Origin of the sequence: Pantoea sp. Pa-EAmG, assembly GCF_030024295.1 — a bacterium.
Lineage (GTDB): Bacteria > Pseudomonadota > Gammaproteobacteria > Enterobacterales > Enterobacteriaceae > Pantoea > Pantoea dispersa.
The window spans coordinates 42,745-63,188 of the sequence record NZ_JASEWO010000002.1; the positions used below are offsets into that span (position 1 = coordinate 42,745).

The 20,444-nt window shown below is 59.3% G+C and carries 21 protein-coding genes; 6 read left to right on the plus strand and 15 right to left on the minus strand.

Annotation, left to right across the window (positions count from 1 at the left end; translation table 11 throughout):
- Positions 1 to 65: 65 nt before the first annotated feature.
- A complete protein-coding gene (locus tag QMM04_RS00590; RefSeq protein WP_058757576.1) occupies positions 66 to 362 on the plus strand; it encodes a DUF2756 domain-containing protein in 297 nt (98 codons plus the stop codon).
- Here QMM04_RS00590 and ugpQ read toward each other — a convergent pair.
- The 10 genes from ugpQ to QMM04_RS00640 all read right to left on the minus strand — a co-directional run bounded on the left by ugpQ (position 359) and on the right by QMM04_RS00640 (position 10,524).
- Positions 359 to 1,102, minus strand: a complete 744-nt coding sequence (gene ugpQ, locus QMM04_RS00595) for a glycerophosphodiester phosphodiesterase (protein ID WP_104187819.1) — start codon at positions 1,100 to 1,102, stop codon at positions 359 to 361. The genes QMM04_RS00590 and ugpQ overlap by 4 nt on opposite strands.
- Positions 1,099 to 2,172 carry a sn-glycerol-3-phosphate import ATP-binding protein UgpC gene (locus QMM04_RS00600; RefSeq protein WP_021508001.1) on the minus strand — a complete coding sequence of 358 codons (1,074 nt, stop codon included), beginning with the start codon at positions 2,170 to 2,172 and terminating at the stop codon, positions 1,099 to 1,101. The genes ugpQ and QMM04_RS00600 overlap by 4 nt, the downstream gene beginning before the upstream one ends.
- Positions 2,173 to 3,015, minus strand: a complete 843-nt coding sequence (gene ugpE / locus QMM04_RS00605) for a sn-glycerol-3-phosphate ABC transporter permease UgpE (RefSeq protein ID WP_021508002.1) — start codon at positions 3,013 to 3,015, stop codon at positions 2,173 to 2,175.
- The gene (ugpA, locus tag QMM04_RS00610) at positions 3,012 to 3,902 is read right to left on the minus strand and encodes a sn-glycerol-3-phosphate ABC transporter permease UgpA (RefSeq protein WP_031279792.1); all 891 of its coding nucleotides are present in this window, start codon (positions 3,900 to 3,902) and stop codon (positions 3,012 to 3,014) included. Before ugpA ends, ugpE begins: the two co-directional genes overlap by 4 nt.
- Positions 3,903 to 3,963: 61 nt before the next feature.
- The gene (ugpB, locus tag QMM04_RS00615) at positions 3,964 to 5,280 is read right to left on the minus strand and encodes a sn-glycerol-3-phosphate ABC transporter substrate-binding protein UgpB (RefSeq protein WP_058757579.1); all 1,317 of its coding nucleotides are present in this window, start codon (positions 5,278 to 5,280) and stop codon (positions 3,964 to 3,966) included.
- A 292-nt stretch (positions 5,281 to 5,572) separates the two neighbouring features.
- A complete protein-coding gene (gene livF / locus QMM04_RS00620; protein WP_282995454.1) occupies positions 5,573 to 6,286 on the minus strand; it encodes a high-affinity branched-chain amino acid ABC transporter ATP-binding protein LivF in 714 nt (237 codons plus the stop codon).
- A gap of 1 nt (position 6,287) precedes the next feature.
- The gene (gene livG, locus QMM04_RS00625) at positions 6,288 to 7,055 is read right to left on the minus strand and encodes a high-affinity branched-chain amino acid ABC transporter ATP-binding protein LivG (protein ID WP_021508005.1); all 768 of its coding nucleotides are present in this window, start codon (positions 7,053 to 7,055) and stop codon (positions 6,288 to 6,290) included.
- Positions 7,052 to 8,323 carry a high-affinity branched-chain amino acid ABC transporter permease LivM gene (locus QMM04_RS00630; RefSeq protein WP_059009892.1) on the minus strand — a complete coding sequence of 424 codons (1,272 nt, stop codon included), beginning with the start codon at positions 8,321 to 8,323 and terminating at the stop codon, positions 7,052 to 7,054. The genes livG and QMM04_RS00630 overlap by 4 nt, the downstream gene beginning before the upstream one ends.
- Positions 8,320 to 9,246 (minus strand): high-affinity branched-chain amino acid ABC transporter permease LivH, encoded by a 927-nt coding sequence (gene livH, locus QMM04_RS00635; RefSeq protein WP_010615899.1) that lies wholly within the window; start codon positions 9,244 to 9,246, stop codon positions 8,320 to 8,322. Before livH ends, QMM04_RS00630 begins: the two co-directional genes overlap by 4 nt.
- 150 nt (positions 9,247 to 9,396) lie before the next feature.
- A complete protein-coding gene (locus QMM04_RS00640) occupies positions 9,397 to 10,524 on the minus strand; it encodes a branched-chain amino acid ABC transporter substrate-binding protein (protein ID WP_021508007.1) in 1,128 nt (375 codons plus the stop codon).
- A gap of 404 nt (positions 10,525 to 10,928) precedes the next feature.
- Between QMM04_RS00640 and panM the strand changes: the two genes are divergently transcribed.
- Positions 10,929 to 11,315 carry an aspartate 1-decarboxylase autocleavage activator PanM gene (panM, locus tag QMM04_RS00645; RefSeq protein ID WP_021508008.1) on the plus strand — a complete coding sequence of 129 codons (387 nt, stop codon included), beginning with the start codon at positions 10,929 to 10,931 and terminating at the stop codon, positions 11,313 to 11,315.
- Positions 11,316 to 11,536: 221 nt separating this feature from the next.
- Here the strand turns inward: panM and rpoH are convergent, their stop codons facing one another.
- The 4 genes from rpoH to ftsY all read right to left on the minus strand — a co-directional run bounded on the left by rpoH (position 11,537) and on the right by ftsY (position 15,796).
- Complete coding sequence (gene rpoH / locus QMM04_RS00650) at positions 11,537 to 12,394, minus strand: RNA polymerase sigma factor RpoH (protein ID WP_145886382.1); 858 nt, start codon at positions 12,392 to 12,394, stop codon at positions 11,537 to 11,539.
- A gap of 240 nt (positions 12,395 to 12,634) precedes the next feature.
- Positions 12,635 to 13,621, minus strand: a complete 987-nt coding sequence (ftsX, locus tag QMM04_RS00655) for a permease-like cell division protein FtsX (protein ID WP_058770000.1) — start codon at positions 13,619 to 13,621, stop codon at positions 12,635 to 12,637.
- Positions 13,611 to 14,279 (minus strand): cell division ATP-binding protein FtsE, encoded by a 669-nt coding sequence (gene ftsE / locus QMM04_RS00660; protein ID WP_021508011.1) that lies wholly within the window; start codon positions 14,277 to 14,279, stop codon positions 13,611 to 13,613. Before ftsE ends, ftsX begins: the two co-directional genes overlap by 11 nt.
- 5 nt (positions 14,280 to 14,284) lie before the next feature.
- Positions 14,285 to 15,796 (minus strand): signal recognition particle-docking protein FtsY, encoded by a 1,512-nt coding sequence (gene ftsY / locus QMM04_RS00665; protein ID WP_282995455.1) that lies wholly within the window; start codon positions 15,794 to 15,796, stop codon positions 14,285 to 14,287.
- A gap of 230 nt (positions 15,797 to 16,026) precedes the next feature.
- On the opposite strand from ftsY, the gene rsmD reads away from it, so the two are divergent.
- Both rsmD and QMM04_RS00675 read left to right on the plus strand, forming a co-directional pair.
- Positions 16,027 to 16,626, plus strand: a complete 600-nt coding sequence (gene rsmD, locus QMM04_RS00670) for a 16S rRNA (guanine(966)-N(2))-methyltransferase (protein WP_104187816.1) — start codon at positions 16,027 to 16,029, stop codon at positions 16,624 to 16,626.
- On the plus strand, positions 16,616 to 16,882 hold the full coding sequence (locus tag QMM04_RS00675) for a DUF1145 family protein (RefSeq protein WP_021313674.1): 267 nt from the start codon (positions 16,616 to 16,618) through the stop codon (positions 16,880 to 16,882). The genes rsmD and QMM04_RS00675 overlap by 11 nt, the downstream gene beginning before the upstream one ends.
- Before the next feature lie 43 nt (positions 16,883 to 16,925).
- Here the strand turns inward: QMM04_RS00675 and QMM04_RS00680 are convergent, their stop codons facing one another.
- Positions 16,926 to 17,282: a DUF2500 domain-containing protein gene (locus QMM04_RS00680; protein WP_021508014.1), complete on the minus strand. Its 357-nt coding sequence runs from the start codon at positions 17,280 to 17,282 to the stop codon at positions 16,926 to 16,928.
- A 162-nt stretch (positions 17,283 to 17,444) separates the two neighbouring features.
- Between QMM04_RS00680 and QMM04_RS00685 the strand changes: the two genes are divergently transcribed.
- Positions 17,445 to 18,074 carry a lysoplasmalogenase gene (locus QMM04_RS00685; protein WP_021508015.1) on the plus strand — a complete coding sequence of 210 codons (630 nt, stop codon included), beginning with the start codon at positions 17,445 to 17,447 and terminating at the stop codon, positions 18,072 to 18,074.
- 92 nt (positions 18,075 to 18,166) lie between these two features.
- A complete protein-coding gene (locus QMM04_RS00690) occupies positions 18,167 to 20,431 on the plus strand; it encodes a zinc/cadmium/mercury/lead-transporting ATPase (RefSeq protein WP_282995456.1) in 2,265 nt (754 codons plus the stop codon).
- Positions 20,432 to 20,444: the final 13 nt, after the last annotated feature.

Consider the following 20,444-nt stretch of genomic DNA (forward strand, 5'->3'; position numbering starts at 1 on the left):
TTGCGGCGGTTGCTGCCGGGTGGCGAGCAACCTCACACAGCAGGCCGCACTGATGGAGGAACACCATGAAAAAATGGCTGATTGTTATCGCGGCACTGATGCCGCTGAGCGGCATGGCGAACATGCTGAACAACACTAACCAACCGAATCAACCCGGCTATAACCCAAGCCAGCAGCGGATGCAGACGCGCATGCAGGTCCAGCAGCAGCAACAGCAGCAGCAGTTGCGTCAGGATCAGCAGCAGCAAAATCAGGAGATGCAGCGTAAGCTGCAGGAGCGGCGCGATAGCGCCCGGCAGCGCGTGATTCAGTCGCAGCCGGGCCAGCAGAACAGCAATACACAAACGCAGTACGGCAATTAACGGAAGTCCGGGCCGATAGCATCAATGCGATCGGTACAGATGGCATCCACGCCCCAGCTCAGCAGCTCGCGCGCCCGCGCGGGCTGATTCACGGTATACACCAGAATACGCAGACCGGCGGCTTTAAGCGCGGCGGTGCGTCCGGCGTCCAGTAAGCGATGATTTAAATGGATGGAGACGCAGTCGAGCGCGGCGGTAAGCGTCTGCCAGTCGTCGTGCCACTCATCCAGCAGCAGGCCGCGCGGCAGCTCCGGCGCGGCCTGCATCGCCGCTTCCAGCGCCGCGTACGAGAACGAGGACAGCAGCGGTGCCGTTTGTCCCTGCCACAGCGTTCGTGCGGCCAGCGCCACATCACGTCCGGTTTCCACCTCTGTACCGCTGCTGGGTTTGATCTCAATGTTGGCCATCATCTGATGCTGGCGGCAGCGCGCGGCCACCTCGCTCAGCAATGCCAGCGGTTCACCGTCAAATTCACGGCTAAACCAGCTGCCGGCATCCAGCTGCGCCAGCTGCTGCCACGGCAGATCGCCCGCCACGCCCCAGCCGTTGCTGGTGCGGTCCAGCGTGTCATCGTGCAGCAGGAAAATCTGCTTATCCTGTGACAGTTTGGCGTCGAATTCGATCATGGTATGACCGTAGTGCGCGCCGACATCAATCGCCGCCAGGGTGTTTTCCGGGGCCAGCTTGCCGCCGCCGCGATGCGCAACAATGTGCGGATAGGGCCAGTTTTTTACACTCATTCCAGACGCTTTCCATGGGTAGAATCGAAGAAGTGTAACGCATCTGGCGGCAGTTGTAGCCACAGGCTGCTGCCAGCCTGCGGCCGCTCGCTATGCGGCAAACGCACCACCAGCCGCGTGTTGCCAATGTGGCCATGCGCAAGATTGTCCGCGCCGAGGATCTCCAGCGTATCCACCACCAGCGGCACACCGCCGGCCTCACGACTGCTGAGCTGAATATGCTCGGGACGAATGCCGAGCGTCAGCGGACGGTTGGCCCATCGTGCTTTGCCGGCGCCGAGCGGCAGGCTGTTGAGCGCATCGAGCGTAAAGCGCGAGCCATCGCTATTGATCTGACCGGGTAGCAGGTTCATCGCCGGCGCGCCGATGAACGACGCAACAAACTGACTGGCCGGACGCTCATACACCTCCACCGGCGTGCCCACCTGCTCCACCACGCCTTTATTCATCACCATCACGCGCTGCGCCAGCGTCATGGCTTCAACCTGATCGTGCGTGACGTACAGGCTGGTGGTTTTCAGCCGGCGGTGCAGTTGCTGCAGCTCCAGACGCATCTGCACGCGCAGGCGCGCATCCAGGTTCGACAGCGGCTCATCAAACAGAAACACCGCCGGTTCCCGCACGATGGCGCGGCCCATGGCCACGCGCTGACGCTGGCCGCCGGAGAGCTCGCGCGGACGGCGCTGCAACAGGTGATCAAGCTCCAGACTGCGCGCCGCATCCATCACCCGCTGGGTAATCTGTTCCTTGCCCATGCCGCGGATCTTCAGGCCGTAAGCCATGTTTTCTCCCACCGTCATGTGCGGGTAGAGCGCGTAATTCTGGAATACCATGGCGATGCCGCGATCTTTCGGCTCCATGTCGGTGACGCGCCGATCATCGATGTAGATATCGCCCGACGTGACGCGCTCCAGCCCGGCCACCATGCGCAGCAGCGTCGATTTTCCACAGCCGGATGGGCCGACCATCACCATAAATTCACCGTCATTGATGGTGATGTTCAGCGGCTGAATGATTTGGTTTTTGCCGTCATACGATTTCGTCACGGTCTGAAGGGTTACCGCTGCCATCTATTTCTCACTCTCCACCAGGCCACGCACAAAAGCGCGCTGCATCACAAGCACCACCACCACCGGTGGGATCAGGGTTAATAACATCGCCGCCATCACTTCGTTCCACTGCGTCGGACCGCCGCTGGTGTTGATCATACTTTTCACCCCCGCCACGGCAGTGCTCAGGCCGGCATCGTTGATGATCAGCAGCGGCCACAGATACTGGTTCCAGCCGTAAATAAAGGTGATGACAAACAGCGCGGCGAGATTGGTTTTTGACAGCGGCAGCACGATATCCCAGAAAAAACGCATCGGACTGGCGCCGTCAATGCGCGCCGCTTCAATCAGCTCATCCGGCAGCGACATAAAAAACTGGCGGAACAGGAACGTGGCGGTCGCGGAGGCCATCAGCGGCAATGTCAGACCGCTGTAACTGTCCAGCATGTGCAGCGTGGAGATCACCTCCACCGTCGGGAAAATACGCACTTCTACCGGCAGCATCAGGGTGATAAAGATCAGCCAGAAAAACAGCGTGCGCAGCGGAAAGCGAAACCACACCAGCGCAAACGCCGAGAGCATCGACACCGTGATTTTGCCCACGGTGATGCCCAGCGCCATGATCAGGCTGTTCAGCATCATCAGGCCAAACGCCGCGCTGCCGTTGACGCCATCGCGCCAGATGTGGGTGATGTTGTCGATGAGATGCGGGCCCGGCACCAGCGTCATCGGCACCTGATACACCGCGTTGTTATCCAGCGTCGCGGCGACAAACGCCACGTACAGCGGGAACAGAATGGTCAGCACCCCCAGCGCCAGCAGCGTGTGGGCGAAGATATCCAGCCCGCGTCGGTTTTCAATCATTGGTATTGCACCTTACGCTCGACAAAGCGGAATTGCAGAATGGTCAGGCCGATAACCAGCAACATCAGCACCACCGACTGCGCGGCGGACGACGAGAGATCGAGTCCGGTGAAGCCTTCGCGGTAGATTTTGTAGATCAGCGTGGTGGTGGCCTGTACCGGCCCGCCGCCGGTGGCGGCATCGATCACCGGGAAGGTGTCGAAAAAGGCGTAAACCAGATTCACCACCAGCAGGAAAAAGCTGACCGGCGTAATCAGCGGCAGCGACAGATTAAAGAAACGGCGCACCGGTCCGGCACCGTCAATCGCCGCGGCTTCCACCAGCGATTTAGGAATGGACTGCAGCGCGGCAAAGAAAAACAGGAAGTTGTAGCTCATTTGCTGCCAGATCGACGCAAGTACAATCAGGAACATCGCCTGACCGCTGTTCTGCGCATAGTTCCAGTTGTAGCCAAGCTGGTTCAGCAGATGGCTGAACAGCCCCAGCCCCGGATTGAACAGGAACATCCATAGCACCGCCGCAACTACCGGCGCCACCGCATAGGGCAGCAGCAGCAGCGTCTGATAGAGCTTTTTCAGCCGGATAACGTAATCCACCAGTGCCGCCAGCAGCAGCGAGAATGTCATGCCGCATACCGTCACCAGCGCGCTAAACACGAGGGTGGTCCAGAACGAATCAAGGTAGTAGTCGTCACTGAACAGGCGGCGGAAGTTATCAAGGCCAACAAAGGTGCTGGAGATGCCAAACGGATCGATGCTTTGCAGCGAGTACCACAGCGCCTCTCCGGCGGGCCAGAGAAAAAAGATCGCGGTGATCGCCAGTTGCGGTGCCACCAGCAGATACGGCAACAAACGGGCGCGGAAAACCGGACGTGATGATGAGGACATAGCAGGCTCGTCAGAATGAGACAGCGGGACGGACTTACCCGTCCATCCCGCCATTACGGAGTTACTTCACTTGCTGTTCAAAGCGACGCAGCAGTTCGTTGCCGCGTTTCACCGCGTTGTCCAGCGCTGCCTGTGGCGACTGTTTTCCGGTCCACACGCCTTCCAGCTCTTCGTCGACGATGGTACGAATCTGCGGCATGTTGCCCAGACGCATCCCTTTGGTGAACGGCAGCGGATCTTTATTCAGCATCTGCCGCGTGGCGATGTCCGCGCCCGGGTTTTTGTCATAGAAGCCCTGCTGTTTGGTCAGCTCATAAGCCGCGGTGGTGATCGGCAGATAACCGGTTTTCTGGTGCCATTCTGCCGCGATATCCGGCTGGGCGAGGAACTTCATGAACTCCGCCGCACCTTTATAAGTCGCTGCATCTTTGCCTTTCATCACCCACAGGCTGGCGCCACCGATAATGGCGTTCTGCGGTGCGTTCGGCACAGTGTCATCGTACGGCATCATGCCCACGCCAAAGTTGAATTTGGCGTAATGCTTAATGTCGGCCAGCGAACCGGATGAGGCGGTGGTGATACCGCAGTCGCCGTTATAGAACTTGGACGTCGACTCATCTTTACGGCCAAAGTAAGTGAAATCACCTTTCTTATTCATCTCTTCCAGCAGCTGGATGTGGCGCACCTGCACGGGTTTGTTGAACTCCAGCACCGCGTCGGTACCGTCAAAGCCGTTGTTTTTGGTGGCAACCGGCAGGCCATGCCAGGCGCTGAAGTTTTCGATCTGAATCCAGCCCTGCCAGCCGCTGGCATAGCCGCAGCTCATGCCGGCTTTACGCAGCGCGGCGGCATCCTGCGCCAGCGCCTGCCAGGTTTTCGGTGGCTGATCCGGGTTAAGACCGGCTTTTTTGAACGCGTCTTTGTTGTAGTACAGCACCGGCGTGGAGCTGTTAAACGGCTGTGAGATCAGCTGGCCGTTGCTGTCGCTGTAGTAACCGGCAACCGCAGGAACAAACTGTTTCGGGTCCATCGGCACGCCGGCGTCTTTAAACACTTCATGCACCGGCACGATGGCTTTAGAGGCCATCATGGTGGCGGTGCCCACTTCGTAAACCTGCAGAATGGCCGGTGCCTTACCGCTGCGCACCGCAGCGATACCCGCAGCCAGGCTCTGCTCGTAGTTGCCTTTGTAGGTCGGAACGATTTTGTAATCCGGGTGAGCCTGGTTAAAACGCTGTGCCAGAGAATCGACTTCTTTGCCTAACTCGCCTTCCATTGAGTGCCAGAAAGGGATTTCGGTAGCAGCCAGCGCATTACCGCTGATCGCCAGACCGAGCAGCAGACTCATCAGGCGGGGACGAAGCGTAAAAGCGGACATAAGGGTTTCCTGTGCTTGTGGCGCGCGCGATATCACGCATTTTTTGTTCGCGAAGTAACATGACACGAGGAAATGACGGAAAAATAACAGGATTATGACGGGAGTGTGACGGGATAAGCGCAGGGGCGATGGAGTGTAAGTGGGTGGGAATTATTTGTTATTCCGCACTCCGGTTAATGACCGTCGGCGGCGCAGTCAGATTACGGGCGGACAGCGCGCAGCCACCGCAGCGTACATGTAGTACGTGAGGATGGCGAGCACTGCCCAACCGCAATCTGACAAGTAAGCCAGGTCAGGCGCCTAAATACGCGCTTCTCACCGCTTCATTGGACAACAACGCTTCACCGCTATCCTCCAGCACCACGTGGCCGTTCTCCAGCACGTAACCGCGATCGGCCAGCTTAAGCGCCTGGTTGGCGTTCTGCTCGACGAGGAAGATGGTCATGCCCTCTTTACGTAGCTGTTCGATGGTGTCGAAAATCTGCTGGATAATGATCGGCGCCAGACCCAGCGACGGCTCGTCCAGCAGCAACAGGCGCGGCTGGCTCATGAGCGCGCGGCCAATCGCCAGCATCTGCTGCTCACCGCCGGACATGGTGCCGGCGCGCTGCACTTTGCGCTCCGCCAGCCGGGGGAACAGCTGATAAACGCGCTCAATGCGCTCCTGATACTGCTGACGCGTCGCGAAAAAGCCGCCCATCGCTAGGTTCTCTTCCACCGTCATGCGCGAAAATACGCGCCGGCCTTCCGGTACGATGGCAATCGCTTCACGCATGATTTTTGCCGTCTGCCAGTCGGTAATCGTTTTGCCATCAAAGGTGATGGTGCCGCTGGTGGCGCGCGGCTCGCCACACAGCGTCCCGAGCAGCGTGGTTTTACCCGCGCCGTTAGCGCCAATCAGCGTCACGATTTCGCCCTGACTGATGTGCAGATTGATGTTATGCAGTGCCTGGATCGGGCCATAGTGCGCACTGATACCCTGTAAAGTTAAAATCGGGTTCGCCATGTTACGCCTCACCTAAATAAGCACGGATCACATCCGGGTTGTTACGCACTTCTTCCGGCGTACCGTTGGCCAGCGGCGTTCCCTGATTCACCACATAAATACGGTCAGAAATGCCCATCACCAGTTTCATATCGTGTTCAATCAGCAACACCGTCACCTTGTGTTCGCCGCGCAGTTCAGCGATCAGCTCATCCAGCTCGTGCGTTTCGCGCGGGTTGAGGCCGGCGGCCGGTTCGTCGAGCATCAGGATTTCCGGACGCGTCACCATGCAGCGGGCGATCTCCAGCCGGCGCTGCTGGCCGTAAGCCAGATTGCCGGCCTGGCGGTTAGCCAGTTCCAGCAGGCCAATGCGCTCCAGCCAGCTGGCCGCGCGGTCCAGCGCTTCGCTCTCGCCGCGCCGGAACGCCGGGGTTTTAAACAGCCCGGAGAACACGCCGCTTTTCAGATGCTGATGCTGCGCCACCAGCAGGTTTTCAATCACCGTCATCTCACGGAACAGGCGCACGTGCTGGAAAGTTCGCACCACGCCCATGCGCGCAATCTTCTGCCCCGGCAGGCCCTGCAATGGCTGATCGCGCAGTTTGATGGTGCCGCCCGTTGGCTTATAGAAACCGGTCAGGCAGTTGAATACCGTGGTTTTCCCCGCCCCGTTCGGGCCAATCAGCGAGACGATCTCCTGCGGATGCAGTTCCAGCGCCACGTTGTTGACGGCCAGCAGGCCGCCGAAGCGCATCATCAGGCCTTCAACGGCTAATAAAGGCTGACTCATGCCTGCTCTCCTTGTTTTGCTTGTTTCAGCTTCAGGTGCGGACGCTTCATCGGCAGCAGCCCCTGCGGACGCCAGATCATCATCAGCACCATCAACCCACCGAGCACCAGCATGCTGTACTCGTTCAAATCACGCATCAGCTCGCGCGACACCACCAGCAGAATCGCGGCCAGGATCACCGCCAGCTGCGAACCCATGCCGCCCAGCACCACAATCGCCAGCACAAACGCGGACTCGACAAAGGTGAAAGATTCCGGGCTGACAAAGCCCTGACGCGCGGCAAACAGCGTACCGGCGAAACCGGCGAACACCGCGCTGATTGTAAAGGCCGTCAGCTTGATGCGCGTCGGACTGAGACCGAGCGAGCGGCAGGCGATCTCATCTTCACGCAACGCTTCCCACGCGCGGCCCAGCGGCATGCGCAGCAGACGGTTAATGACGAACAGCGTCAGCACCACCAGCAGCAGCGCCACCAGATAAAGGAAAATCACGCGGTGATTGGGATCGTACGCCAGGCCCGTCAGATCGTGGAAGGTGGTCCAGCCGCCTTCACTGACGCGCCGGCCAAATTCAATACCAAACAGGCTCGGCTTGGGAATCTGCGCGATTCCATTGGGACCGCCAGTGATTGATGTGCTGTTCAGCAGCAGAATACGCACGATCTCACCAAAGCCGAGCGTCACAATCGCCAGATAGTCACCGCGCAGCCGCAGCACCGGGAAGCCCAGCAGGAGGCCAAAGGCACCGGCAACAATGCCGGCCAGCGGCAGACTTTCCCAGAAGCCAAAACCGTAATAGTGATTCAGCAGCGCAAAGGTGTAAGCACCGATGGCGTAAAAGCCGCCGTAGCCCAGCACCAGCAGGCCGGACAGGCCCACCACCACATTCAGGCCGAGGCCGAGCATCACGTAGATCAGCGTCAGGGTGGCAATATCCACGCTGCCGCGCGACACGAAGAAGGGCCAGGCAACGGCGGCAACAATCACCAGCAGCATCAGCAGCTTTTGTTTTGGTGTCGAACCGTCAAAACCCGGCAGCACCAGCCCTTTGCCACTGCGCTTGAACTTGCCCTGCAACAGCGGACGCAGCAGCTGGAACACAAACACCACTGCGCAGCCGAGGAAGATCCAGTTCCAGCGCACGGCGCCCGCATTCGCCACCACCAGTTTGGTGCCGTCGAGATCGAGGCGCATACCCATAAAGAAGCTGGCGAGTACCAGCAGCATCACCGTGGAGACCACGGCGTTAACCAGACCGAGGCGTTTCATACTTTCTCCACCTCCGGACGGCCCAGGATACCGGTTGGCATCACCAGCAGCACCACGATCAGCAGCGCGAACGACACCACGTCTTTATATTCGGTCGACAGATAGGCTGATGTCAGCGCTTCCGCAATGCCCAGCACCAGGCCGCCAATCATCGCGCCCGGAATGCTGCCGATGCCGCCCAGTACCGCCGCGGTAAAGGCTTTCATGCCGGCCATAAAGCCGATGAACGGGTTGATGGAGCCGTAAAACTGCCCCAGCAGCACGCCAGCCACGGCCGCCATCGCTGCGCCGATCACAAAGGTCAGTGAGATGACGCGGTCGGTGTTGATGCCCAGCAGGCTGGCCATTTTCAGGTCTTCAGCGCAGGCACGGCAGGCGCGGCCCATGCGCGAATAGCGAATGAACAGCGTCAGCGCCAGCATCGCGAGGAAGGTGACGACCCAGATAACCAGCTGCATGGTGGTGAGCGTGGCGGCAAAGCCGTTGCTCTCACCCAACGTCCACTGGCCGGTGATCAGGCTGGGCAGCGCCAGATCGCGCGAGCCCTGCGTCAGGCTGACGTAGTTCTGCAGAAAGATCGACATACCAATCGCCGAGATCAGCGCGATCAGGCGTTTGGAGGAGCGCACCGGCTTATACGCCACGCGCTCAATGCTCCAGCCATAGGCGCTGGAGATAATCACCGCCATCACGAACCCGGCAGCAATCATCAGCCACGAGGTGTCGATACCCATCATCATCAGGGCGGCAATCACGATAAAGGAGACATAACTGCCGATCATGTACACCTCGCCGTGGGCGAAGTTGATCATGCCGATGATGCCGTAAACCATGGTGTAACCAATGGCGATCAGCGCGTAAGTGCTCCCGAGGGTGACCCCGTTGAACATCTGCTGAATGAAATAGAGAAACTGCTCGGACATAGTGAGGACCTGCATGTAAACGGGAAATCCCCGGTGCGTTCGGCACCGGGTTAGGGTGAGAGCACCGCGTCGCAGCGCCTCATTCAGCGCGTGCGCGCGGTGCCGCACCCTGCCCTCGCCCATCAGGAGAGGGACAATTCAGGAGCGTGCTTACTTAACTGCGGTAGAAGAACCGTCTTTGTGCCATTTGAAGACGCCAAATTCGAAGCCCTTCAGATCGCCCTTCTGGTCCCAGCTCAGGTTACCCATCACGGTGGGTACCGGCGCACCCTCTTTCAGGTTTTTAGCAATCGCATCAGGCTCATCGCTTTTGCTGCGCTCAATGCCCGCCACCAGTGACTGAATAGCCGCATAGGTGGTCCAGACGAACGGGCCGGTTGGATCTTTGCGGTTTGATGCGCTGTTGGCTTTGATCGCGTCCACAATCGCTTTGTTGTCTGGCAGCTGGTCGTAGCGCTTCGGCAGCGTCACGTACAGGCCTTCAGAGGCGTCACCCGCGATGTTAGACAGGGAAGCGTTGCCGACCCCTTCTGGTCCCATAAAGCCGGCTTTCAGACCGGCGGTTTTGGCCTGACGCAGAATCTGGCCCAGTTCCGGGTAGTAACCGCCGTAGTAAACGAAATCGACGTTCTCTTTCTTCAGGCGCGCAATCAGCGTGGAGAAGTCTTTATCGCCAGCGGTGATCCCTTCGAACAGCACCACGTTGCCGCCTTTCGCCTTCAGGGTTTTCTGCACGGATTCCGCCAGGCCCTGACCGTACTGCTGCTTGTCATGCACCACGGCAATACGTTTTGGTTTGATCTGATCGAGGATGTAGTTGGCAGCGGTCGGGCCCTGATCGGAATCCAGACCGGTGGTACGCATCACGTCGGCATAGCCGCGCGCGGTCAGTTCAGGCGCGGTAGCCGCCGGGGTGATCATCAGAATGCCTTCATCGTTATAAATGTCTGATGCCGGCTGAGTGGAGGAGGAGCACAGGTGGCCGATAACGTATTTGATGCCGTCATTGACCACTTTGTTGGCCACCGCAACCGCCTGTTTCGGGTCACAGGCGTCGTCATATTCTACGCCGACCAGCTTGTCACCGTTTACGCCGCCTTTGGCGTTGATGTCCTTAATCGCCTGGGCCGCACCGGTGAACTGCATGTCACCGTACTGCGCCACCGGGCCGGTTGCCGCACCGACAATCGCAATTTTGATGTCTTTCGCCAGTACCGCATGGCTCATCGCCAGCGCTACGCAACCCGCCAGTAATGCGCGTCCTTTACTCATTTTCATGCGAACTTCCCCATCTGTTGTGTCGTGTGTCGTTGTGTTTGGTTTATTTTCTGCCAGTCAAAGAGGAAAACTGATTTTAGAATAATGAGTTAGCGCTCTTTTTTGGCATTTATTGGTAATAAGGCTTTATTTTTCAGGTTATTAAACAGGAACTTTCTTCTGTAAATCAACTGACATATTCAGTAAAAGCTGACGGGAACAGCAGATTACTCTGGTTTTTATGGCCGGTTTTTCACCACCAGGCCAGCGCGTTATGCTGGCTTTTTCAGCGATCGATGCTGGCTTACTCCACAATCCTGGCAAAGTGGCTGGCATTTGACCTCTTTTCATCGCAAAAAAGTGACAGCGCTCTGACTGTCTAAATTCGCTACACTAAGGCCTTTCTGCCAGTACAGGTAAGGGTTATGAAGCTCACTATTCAGCGCATCAGCACGCTGACGCCGCAGGATCGACTGGATTTAGCCAAAGTCTGGCCGCAGCAGGATATCGCGCAGCTGGAAGCCAGCCTCAGTGAAGCGCAGCGGCTGTATGCAGCGCGCTTTAACGATCGCCTGCTTGGCGCGCTGCGGCTGGAGATTCGCGGTACGCTGGGCAAGATTACGCAGCTGGAAGTGCGTGAAGTCACGCGGCGGCGCGGCGTAGGGCAATATCTGCTGGAAGAGACGATAGCGCAGAACAGCGCGCTGGATCACTGGTGGGTTGCCGATGACGGCGAAGACGATCAGCGCGTACGCGCGGCGTTTATGCAGGCGTGTGGTTTCCGCGCGCAGAGCGACGGGTGGGTGCGTTAAGCGGCGATTTTACGCCGTGCAGAGCGGTGCGCATGAATGCGCAGGACGAGTGTACAGATTGCGTGGGATCGTGATTAACGATGCCTATGCATGCGTGTCCTGTAGGGTCGCCATTCATGGCGACCGTGCTGTAATCCGCACAGGTCATAAGTCATCGCCGGTTATTACGCGCATAAAAAAGGGCGACCCGCTGGTCGCCCCATTTATCTGTCAGCCGTTAATCAGGCTTCAATCGCCATACGCAGTTTCTTCATGGCGTTCTTTTCCAGCTGACGCACGCGCTCGGCAGACACACCGTACTGGTCGGCCAGCTCCTGCAGCGTGGTTTTGTTGTCATCATCCAGCCAGCGGGCGCGGATAATGTGCTGGCTACGCTCATCCAGGCTCAGCATTGCATCGCTCAGCTTGTCAGCGGCGTGCGCATCCCAGTTATCCTCTTCAATGCCGTCGGCAAAGTCAGAGGTTTTATCCTGCAGATACAGCACCGGTGCCATCGGCTTGCCTTCGCCCGCATCGTCATCAGACGACATGTCGAAGGTCATATCCTGGGCCGCCATGCGCGACTCCATTTCCAGCACGTCTTTGCTGCTGACACCCAGCTCGCGCGCCACCATTTCGACTTCATCCTGATTGAACCAGCCGAGACGCTGCTTGGTTTTACGCAGGTTAAAGAACAGTTTGCGCTGTGCTTTGGTGGTGGCAACTTTCACGATACGCCAGTTACGCAGCACGTACTCGTGAATCTCCGCTTTGATCCAATGTACGGCAAATGACACCAGACGCACCCCGACTTCCGGGTTGAAGCGACGCACCGCCTTCATCAGGCCGATGTTACCTTCCTGGATCAGGTCCGCCTGCGGCAGGCCGTAACCGGAATAGTTACGAGCGATATGAACAACAAAGCGCAGGTGAGACAGGATCAGCGTCTTAGCTGCATCCAGATCGCCCTGGTAATGCAGTTTCTCCGCTAATGCTTTCTCCTCTTCTGCCGTTAATACCGGCCAGTTATTGGCAGCCCGGACGTATGATTCCAGGTTACCCAGAGGCGCAATCGCTAAAGTTTGCATTTCTTTGGTCATTCAAACCCTCACAAATTCAATGGACTTGCTGCTCGTTTCCCTGCGCAGCCGTTACATTATGTCAACGACGCGTGAAAACCAAAAGCAATCTGTGCTACTTGGACGTCAAAGTTATCCACAAGTTCAATTATAGCAGTGAATATTTTACACACAGATGACGGCGGGGGAAATCGGAGAAATCCTCTGCTCCCAGGTCGTCGGCAGCAGAGGAAGAGTATATCAAAAAATCGTTGCTATGGGTTACTGCGGCGTAAAACGACGTAAATGTTGCACTGTCGCCAGCCACGCGGCAATCCAGCCGATGATGGCCGCGATTAACAGCAGCAGCAGACCTTCATCCCACGAAAAGCCCTCCAGCGCGAAGCTGGTGCCGAACACCGAGGCGACCTGCGCCACCACTGATTGCAGGCGCAGCACCAGTACTTCCGACAGAATCAGCGACAGCACCGCACCGCTGAAACCGAGCAGCGCGCCGCCGTAGAGGAAAGGCCGCAGAATAAAGCCATCGGTCGCGCCAATCAGCTTCTGCACGTTGATGGTGTCGCGCCGGGCAAAAATGCTCAGGCGCACGCTGTTGCCAATCACCAGGAACACCGCCACCACCATCAGCAGGCCGATCATTGACGCCACCTGCCCCACCAGCCCGGTGAGTGCGGCTAAACGCGCAAACCAGCTATCATCCATGCGCACTTCATCCACGCCCTGCACTTTCGCCACGCGATCGCGCAGATTGGCCATGGTATCGGAGTTCTGGAAGTTCAGCTTCGGCGTGATGATCGCCACCGCCGGCAGCGGGTTCTGCTCCAGCATATCCATCGCACCACCAAAGCCGGACCAGTTGCGGAACTCGCTTTGCGCCTCTTCACGCGTCAGGTAGTTCACCTTGTCAACGCCATCGAGCTTTTTCAGCTCGGCGGTCACGTTCTCTGCCGCCGTGTCATCCAGCGCTTTGTCGAGGTAAACCGTCAGCTGCGGCGCCGGATACCACTGCGCGGCGGCCTGGCTGACGTTTTTCCACACCATGTAGCACACGCTGGGCAGCGTCAGCGAAATCGCGATCACCATTACCGTCAGCAGCGTCGCCAGCGGCTGACGATACATGTCGGACAGCGTACCGCGCCACGCGTAGCGCCACTGCTCCTGCCAGCCGCCCTTCAGCGCTTTGCTCTTTGACGGCTGCTTCGCCGCTTTCGGCGCAGCCGGACGCTTGTTACGTTTATTGACCATCGTGGCCTCCGTGCAGACGTCCCTGATTAAGCGTCATCACGCGATAATTGCGGCGTGCGATCAGCCCGATGTCGTGCGTCGCCATCAGTACCGTAACGCCCACGCGGTTGAACTCTTCAAACAGGCGCAAAATATCTTCTGACAGCGCGTTATCGAGGTTACCGGTCGGTTCATCCGCCAGCAGCACCGCCGGTTTATTCACTACCGCGCGGGCAATGCCGACGCGCTGCTGTTCACCGCCAGAGAGCTGAATCGGATAACTTTTTGCTTTGTCGAGCAGGCCGACTTTGTCCAGCGCCGCCGACACGCGACGGCGAATATCCTCGCCGCTGGCGCCGGAAATAATCAGCGGGATCGCCACGTTGTCGTAGACCGAACGATCCATCAGCAGGTGGTGATCCTGGAAAATCATGCCGATCTGGCGGCGCAGAAAAGGCACTTCGCTGTGACGCAGCCGGGAAATATCGTGACCGCTGAACCAGATCTGCCCGGCGCTCGGGCGCTCAATGCCACAAATCAGCTTCAGTAAGGTACTTTTCCCCGCCCCTGAGTGGCCGGTCAGGAACGCCATCTCACCGGGACGCAGATGGAAATCCACGCCCTGTAGCGCCTGGCGTCCTCCCAGATAAGCCTTACTGACCTCTTCAAAGCGAATCATGCCAATTATTCCTCTCGGGCAAACAGTGCCTCAATAAAATCGGCGGCCTTAAACGGCCGTAAATCTTCGATGCCTTCCCCGACACCGATATAACGAATCGGAATGCCAAACTGATCGGCAACCGAGAAGATCACGCCACCTTTTGCGGTGCCGTCAAGCTTGGTCAGGGTGATGCCGGTCAGGCCGACCGCTTCGTGGAACAGCTTCGCCTGGCTGATGGCGTTCTGGCCGGTGCTGGCGTCGAGCGTCAGCATCACCTCATGCGGCGCGTCTTCGTCCAGCTTCTTCATCACGCGGGTGATTTTTTTCAGCTCTTCCATCAGGTGCGCTTTGTTCTGCAGGCGTCCGGCAGTATCAGCGATCAGCACGTCAACGTGGCGCGATTTTGCCGCCTGGATGGCGTCAAAAATCACCGATGCGGAATCCGCGCCGGTGTGCTGGGCGACGACCGGAATATTGTTGCGCTGGCCCCACACCTGCAGCTGTTCCACCGCCGCCGCGCGGAAGGTGTCACCCGCCGCCAGCATGACGGACTTGCCCTGTGCCTGATACTGACGCGCCAGCTTACCGATGGTAGTGGTTTTGCCCACGCCGTTAACGCCAACCATCAGGATAACGAACGGCGTTTTGCCCGCCACATCCAGCGGGGCATCAACCTTTTCCAGAATGCCGGCCATTTCGGCCTTCAGCAGGCCATACAGTGCTTCGGCATCGCGCAGCTGTTTACGGCTGGCCTGCTGCGTCAGGCTGGTGATGATGCGGCGCGTGGTTTCCACGCCGACGTCGGCAATCAGCAGCTGCTCTTCCAGCTCTTCAAACAGCTCGTCATCGATTTTCTTGCCGCGGAACAGGCTGATAAAGCCGGAGCCAAGGTTTTCACGCGTTTTAACCAGGCTGCGTTTCAGGCGGGCAAAGAAGCCCTCTTTAGTGGGGCGCTCCTGCTCCTGGGCCACAATCGGCGCGGCCGCCAGCGGCAGATCGCTCACGGTGTCTGGCGCCGTGCTCTCTTCGGCCGCGTCTTCAGCGTAGGTTTCCGCTAACGCCAGCGCTTCCAGCTCTTCATCGCTCAGCGGTGCGTCTGCGTCCTCGGCGGCTTCTGGCTGAGGTTTCTCAGATAACACCGGTGCTTCAATAATCAGTTCTTCAGCCTGCGGCTCCTCTTCAACCGGCATCGCCTCCGGCTGCGGATGATCTTCCGGCAATACCTCTTCTTCAATCGCGCTGACCGCCGTGGTTTCTGCATCATCAGCGTTAGCGTCGGATTCGGATTCTGCTTTCGCGACGGGATGCCTTGCCGCGTCGGCGTGAACCGGTGATTCAGCCTGCTGCTCTGCCACCTGTTCGGTGACGATCACGGTTTCGGCGGCCTGCGCTTCGGCGCTTGCTAACGCGCTCTCTTCAGCGGCGGGTGCCGGTTGATCGGTCGGCTGCTGCTGCGCCTGCTCTTCCGCTGGCTGCTGCTCTTCTTTGCCAAAGCCCAGCCAGGAAAAAAAGCCGCGTTTTTTCTCTTTTGCCATTGTGTGACCACACTCCTCGATGGCTTATTCCCGGTAGCACGCTGTTCCCAGGGGATAAAAAATTCAATTTTTTGTTCGCGAGCGGCGTAAAAATCAGGCAATTACGCGCGCCATATCAACTCAGTAGTCTAACACTTTCCAGCCAGCGCACCACAGCACCCTTTTTTACGTTTCTTCTGCCTGCCACGCCCGTTAAACTACGCAACAAATTATGACGAGTTGTGAGCGAAATGAGTAAATCCCCCCGCAACAGCGGCGCGGCAGGCCAGATTCGCCTGATTGGCGGACAGTGGCGCGGCCGCAAATTGCCGGTGCCGGACAGCGCCGGCCTGCGCCCGACCACCGATCGCGTGCGTGAAACGCTATTCAACTGGCTGGCGCCGGATATCCAGCAGGCGCGCTGCCTCGATTGCTATGCCGGCAGCGGCGCGCTGGGCTTAGAAGCGCTGTCGCGCCATGCCGCCTCCGCAACCCTGCTGGAACTGGAACGTCACGTGGCGCAGCAGCTGACGCAAAACCTGCACACGCTGCGTGCCACCAACGCCAGCGTCGTCCAGACCAATACGCTGCAGTGGCTGAGCCAGCCCGGCGAGCCATTCGACGTGGTGTTTGTTGATCCGCCGTTCCGCAAAGGCCTGCTGCAGGAGACACTGACGTTGCTGGAGAACAATGGCTGGCTCGCCGCCCACGCGCTGATTTATGTTGAAAGCGAAGTGGAGCACGGCACCCCGCTGGCACCGGCTAACTGGGATCTGTATCGCGAGAAGATTGCCGGTCAGGTGGCCTATCGCCTCTATCAACGCCAACAGGAGACCGATGATGTGGCTTAATCTGGGACGTTTGCTGATGATTTGCGTCTGGGCATTTCTGCTGCTTAACCTGGTGCATCCCTTCCCGACGCCGCTGCGCTACTTTGTCCATGTTGCGCTGTTCTTTATGGTGGTGATGCACGGCCTGCAGCTGGTGCTGCTGCGTGCCACGCAACCAAAGGAAGCGCCAAAGCTGAGCCGCGCCACGCAGGCGAAAATCTTCTTCTTTGGCGTATTTGAACTGCTGGCGTGGCAGAAAAAGCACTATCCGTCGTAACGCAAGGCAGCGCGCGCGGCTTCAGCCCCGTGCGCTTTAGCGTCTATTGCGCCGGGGTAAAGCTGACAAAGCGCGTGCCCTGCATTTTCAGCTCGCCCTTCACGCCTTTGTCCATCTGGTGATAATCGCTGGCGCTGACGTTGACCTTAAAATCACCGGCGCCGTTCAGCGGATGGAACCAGGCTTCATACTTCATCTCTTCCGCCACAATCTCTTCGCGCTGACGCGAACGGCGATTGGGGGCCGGAAACTCTCGCTTGGTTTTCACTTCCACACTCATTGAGCGCACCGGTGAAGCGTCGTTGACCGCGGCTTCGCGGCGCTGCTTGATAAACTGACGGGTTGCCAGGATGGCAATTACAGCCAGGACGATAAAAAAGATTAGCGGTGGTTTGCTCATGTTTTCTCTCGCACTTTACGTCGGGGGTTAACAGATAAAAGACGCCAAAGCATACAACCAGAGTTGCCCGATTGTCACATTTGCCGCCAGTAACTTAAACTGAGATCGCGATTTTGGGAAAATTCATCAATGTGGGCGACACGTTCACAAAAGGGAGAAAAAATGCTTTGGTCTTTCCTTGCAGTGCTTTTTTCCGGTTGGCTGTATGTCGATGCCTCCTACCGCGGCCCGCAGTGGCAGCGCTGGCTGTTCAAACCCGTTACGCTGCTGTTGCTGGTTGCCTGGGCGTGGCAGGCTCCCACGCTTAACACCACCGACTACCTGATTCTGGCTGGCCTGGTCGCCACGCTGGTGGGCGATGCGTTAACCCTGCTGCCGCGTCAGCAGATGCTGTATGCGCTCGGCGCCTTTTTCCTTTCGCATCTGCTGTACACCATCAGCTTTGCCGCGCACATGACCATGAGCTTCTTCTGGCCGATTCCGCTCACCTTCCTGGTGATTGGTATCATCGTGATCGCCATTATCTGGTCAAAACTGGATACGCTGCGCTGGCCGATCTGTACGCTGATTGGTATGACGCTGGTGATGAACTGGATGGCGGCGGAAAATTACTTCTTCCGTCCGACCGATTACAGTTTCTCGCTGCTGGTGGGTGCCGTGCTGCTGTTGCTGGCTAACATCGTGTGGTTTATCTCGCACTATCGCCGCCGCTTCAGTGCTGACAGCGCCATCGTTGCCGCCTGCTACTTCGCCGGTCACTTCATGATTGTGCGTTCGCTGTGGCTGTACTGAAAAAAGTGACCTCACCGCTTGACTCTGGAGTCCACTCCAGAGTGTAGCATGCAGACTGCGGGCAACGGCCCGCTTCTGCAACCGGAGGTCACATGCATCAACATGCCCACTCTTGCCGCTGTGGCAAATCACACCGTCAGCCCAGACCGCTGTGCGCGGTACGCAGCGTTCAGCCTGCATCCCTGACAATTTCCGCCGTTCAGCCTGTCGCCGCGTCCAGCGATTGCGGCTGCTGCAACAGCGATGACGACAGCCCCGGCGGCGACGCCGACAGCGACAGGCGCACGTCCGCGTCATACCAGTTCCGCTGGCAGATTGCCGGCATGGACTGCCCGAGCTGCGCCCGCAAAATCGAAACCGCCGTGCAAAAGCTGCCGCAGGTCGCCAGCGCGCGGGTGATATTCGCCAGTGAAAATCTGCTGGTGGAGGCGAACAGCGATATTCGTCCCGCTATCGAACAGGCCGTTAATGACGCCGGCTTTAGCCTGATTTCTAAAGACAGCCCGGCACCGGCGGCGCGCCGCTGGCGCGATAATGCGGCGCTCATGCTGCTCACGCTGTTGATGATCGCCAGCTGGCTGCTGAGCCAGCTCACGCCGCTGTGGGGCGATCGCCTGTTTGTGCTTACCACGCTGGTCGGTCTGGCACCGGTAGCGCGCAGCGCGTGGCAGGCCATACGCAGCGGCTCACCGTTCAGCATCGAAACTTTGATGACTCTGGCCGCCGCGGGTGCGCTGGTGATTGGCGCCCACGCCGAAGCCGCCATGGTGCTGCTGCTGTTCCAGCTGGGAGAACGGCTGGAAGCTTATGCCGCCGCGCGGGCACGCCGTGGCGTCACCGCGCTGATGGCGCTGCGTCCGGACACCGCCACGCGCGTCAATGGCGCACAGCGTGAGCAGGTGGCACTGGCGGCGCTGCAGCCCGGCGATGTGATTGAGGTGGCGGCAGGCGGTCGGCTGCCCGCCGATGCCGAGCTGCTGCACGTCAGCGCCAGCTTTGATGAGAGCGCGCTGACCGGCGAATCGCTACCGGTGGCGCATCAGCCGGGCGATGCTGTGATGGCAGGTGCCACCAGCGTGGATCGGCTGGTGACGCTGCGCGTGACCTCACAGCCGGGCCACAGCGCTATCGACCGCATTCTGCAGCTGATTGAAGAGGCCGAAAGCCACCGCGCGCCGGTGGAGCGTTTTATTGACCGCTTCAGCCGCCTCTACACGCCGGCCATCATGCTGCTGGCGCTGCTGGTGATGGTGCTGCCGCCGCTGCTCGGATTGGGCGCCTGGCTGCCGTGGATCTACAAAGGGCTGACGCTGCTGCTGATTGGCTGCCCGTGCGCGCTGGTGATCTCCACGCCAGCCGCCATCACTTCCGGCCTGGCAGCGGCGGCTCGCCAGGGCGCGCTGATTAAAGGCGGCGCGGCGCTGGAACGCCTCAGCCGGGTGCAGGCCCTGGCGTTTGATAAAACCGGCACCCTGACCGCCGGTAAACCACAGGTCACCGACGTGCAGCCGTTTGGCGCGGAGCCCCAACAGCAGCTGCTTAGCCTCGCGGCCGCCATTGAGCAGGGCTCCGGCCATCCGCTGGCGCGGGCGATAGTGGCGGAAGCGCAGCGCCAGCAGCAGGTGATTCCACCGGCGCAGCATCAGCAAACGCTGGCCGGCAGCGGCATTCGCGCGCAGATTGACGGCGTGATGCACCAGCTGCTGGCGCCGCGTGATGCGGCGGCGCTGAGTGACGCGCAGCAGCAGCAGATTGCGCAGCTGGAGGCACAGGGCAAAACCGTGGTGGTGCTGCTGCGCGACGCACAGCCGCTCGGGCTGCTGGCGCTGCAGGATCGGCTGCGTGAGGAGGCGCGCAGTGCGCTGGCGGCGCTGCAGGCGCTGGGGATTCGCAGCGTGATGCTGACCGGCGATAATCCGCGCGCCGCCGCCGCGCTTGCCGCCGAACTCGGCATCAGCTGTCGCGCCGGTCTGTTGCCTGCGGATAAGGTGGCTGCCGTGCGTGAACTGGGCGAACAGCAGCCGCTGGCGATGGTCGGTGATGGCATCAACGATGCGCCAGCCATGAAGGCCGCGACGCTGGGGATTGCCATGGGCAGCGGCACCGATGTGGCGCTGGAAGCGGCCGATGCGGCGCTGACGCAGAATAACCTGGCGATTCTGCCGCGCACCGTGCAGCTGGCACGGCGCACGCGCGCCATTATCCGTCAGAATATTGCGCTGGCGCTGGGGCTGAAGGCGATTTTCCTCGTCACCACGCTGCTCGGCTTTACCGGCCTGTGGCTGGCGGTGCTGGCCGATTCCGGCGCTACCGCGCTGGTCACCGCCAACGCGCTGCGCCTGCTGCGTCAGCGCTGAGGCGGGCGGATGC

Excerpts from the sequence above, each read along its gene's own strand:
- QMM04_RS00675 (WP_021313674.1), top strand. The coding sequence starts at position 16,616 with ATGTGGCTTAATCTGGGACGTTTGCTGATGATTTGCGTCTGGGCATTT.
- ugpB (WP_058757579.1), bottom strand. The coding sequence starts at position 5,280 with ATGTCCGCTTTTACGCTTCGTCCCCGCCTGATGAGTCTGCTGCTCGGT.
- QMM04_RS00590 (WP_058757576.1), top strand. The coding sequence starts at position 66 with ATGAAAAAATGGCTGATTGTTATCGCGGCACTGATGCCGCTGAGCGGC.
- panM (WP_021508008.1), top strand. The coding sequence starts at position 10,929 with ATGAAGCTCACTATTCAGCGCATCAGCACGCTGACGCCGCAGGATCGA.
- livH (WP_010615899.1), bottom strand. The coding sequence starts at position 9,246 with ATGTCCGAGCAGTTTCTCTATTTCATTCAGCAGATGTTCAACGGGGTC.
- livF (WP_282995454.1), bottom strand. The coding sequence starts at position 6,286 with ATGGCGAACCCGATTTTAACTTTACAGGGTATCAGTGCGCACTATGGC.
- rsmD (WP_104187816.1), top strand. The coding sequence starts at position 16,027 with ATGAGTAAATCCCCCCGCAACAGCGGCGCGGCAGGCCAGATTCGCCTG.
- ugpA (WP_031279792.1), bottom strand. The coding sequence starts at position 3,902 with ATGTCCTCATCATCACGTCCGGTTTTCCGCGCCCGTTTGTTGCCGTAT.
- ugpE (WP_021508002.1), bottom strand. The coding sequence starts at position 3,015 with ATGATTGAAAACCGACGCGGGCTGGATATCTTCGCCCACACGCTGCTG.
- QMM04_RS00600 (WP_021508001.1), bottom strand. The coding sequence starts at position 2,172 with ATGGCAGCGGTAACCCTTCAGACCGTGACGAAATCGTATGACGGCAAA.
- QMM04_RS00680 (WP_021508014.1), bottom strand. The coding sequence starts at position 17,282 with ATGAGCAAACCACCGCTAATCTTTTTTATCGTCCTGGCTGTAATTGCC.
- ugpQ (WP_104187819.1), bottom strand. The coding sequence starts at position 1,102 with ATGAGTGTAAAAAACTGGCCCTATCCGCACATTGTTGCGCATCGCGGC.
- QMM04_RS00690 (WP_282995456.1), top strand. The coding sequence starts at position 18,167 with ATGCATCAACATGCCCACTCTTGCCGCTGTGGCAAATCACACCGTCAG.
- QMM04_RS00685 (WP_021508015.1), top strand. The coding sequence starts at position 17,445 with ATGCTTTGGTCTTTCCTTGCAGTGCTTTTTTCCGGTTGGCTGTATGTC.
- rpoH (WP_145886382.1), bottom strand. The coding sequence starts at position 12,394 with ATGACCAAAGAAATGCAAACTTTAGCGATTGCGCCTCTGGGTAACCTG.
- QMM04_RS00640 (WP_021508007.1), bottom strand. The coding sequence starts at position 10,524 with ATGAAAATGAGTAAAGGACGCGCATTACTGGCGGGTTGCGTAGCGCTG.
- QMM04_RS00630 (WP_059009892.1), bottom strand. The coding sequence starts at position 8,323 with ATGAAACGCCTCGGTCTGGTTAACGCCGTGGTCTCCACGGTGATGCTG.
- ftsE (WP_021508011.1), bottom strand. The coding sequence starts at position 14,279 with ATGATTCGCTTTGAAGAGGTCAGTAAGGCTTATCTGGGAGGACGCCAG.
- livG (WP_021508005.1), bottom strand. The coding sequence starts at position 7,055 with ATGAGTCAGCCTTTATTAGCCGTTGAAGGCCTGATGATGCGCTTCGGC.
- ftsY (WP_282995455.1), bottom strand. The coding sequence starts at position 15,796 with ATGGCAAAAGAGAAAAAACGCGGCTTTTTTTCCTGGCTGGGCTTTGGC.
- ftsX (WP_058770000.1), bottom strand. The coding sequence starts at position 13,621 with ATGGTCAATAAACGTAACAAGCGTCCGGCTGCGCCGAAAGCGGCGAAG.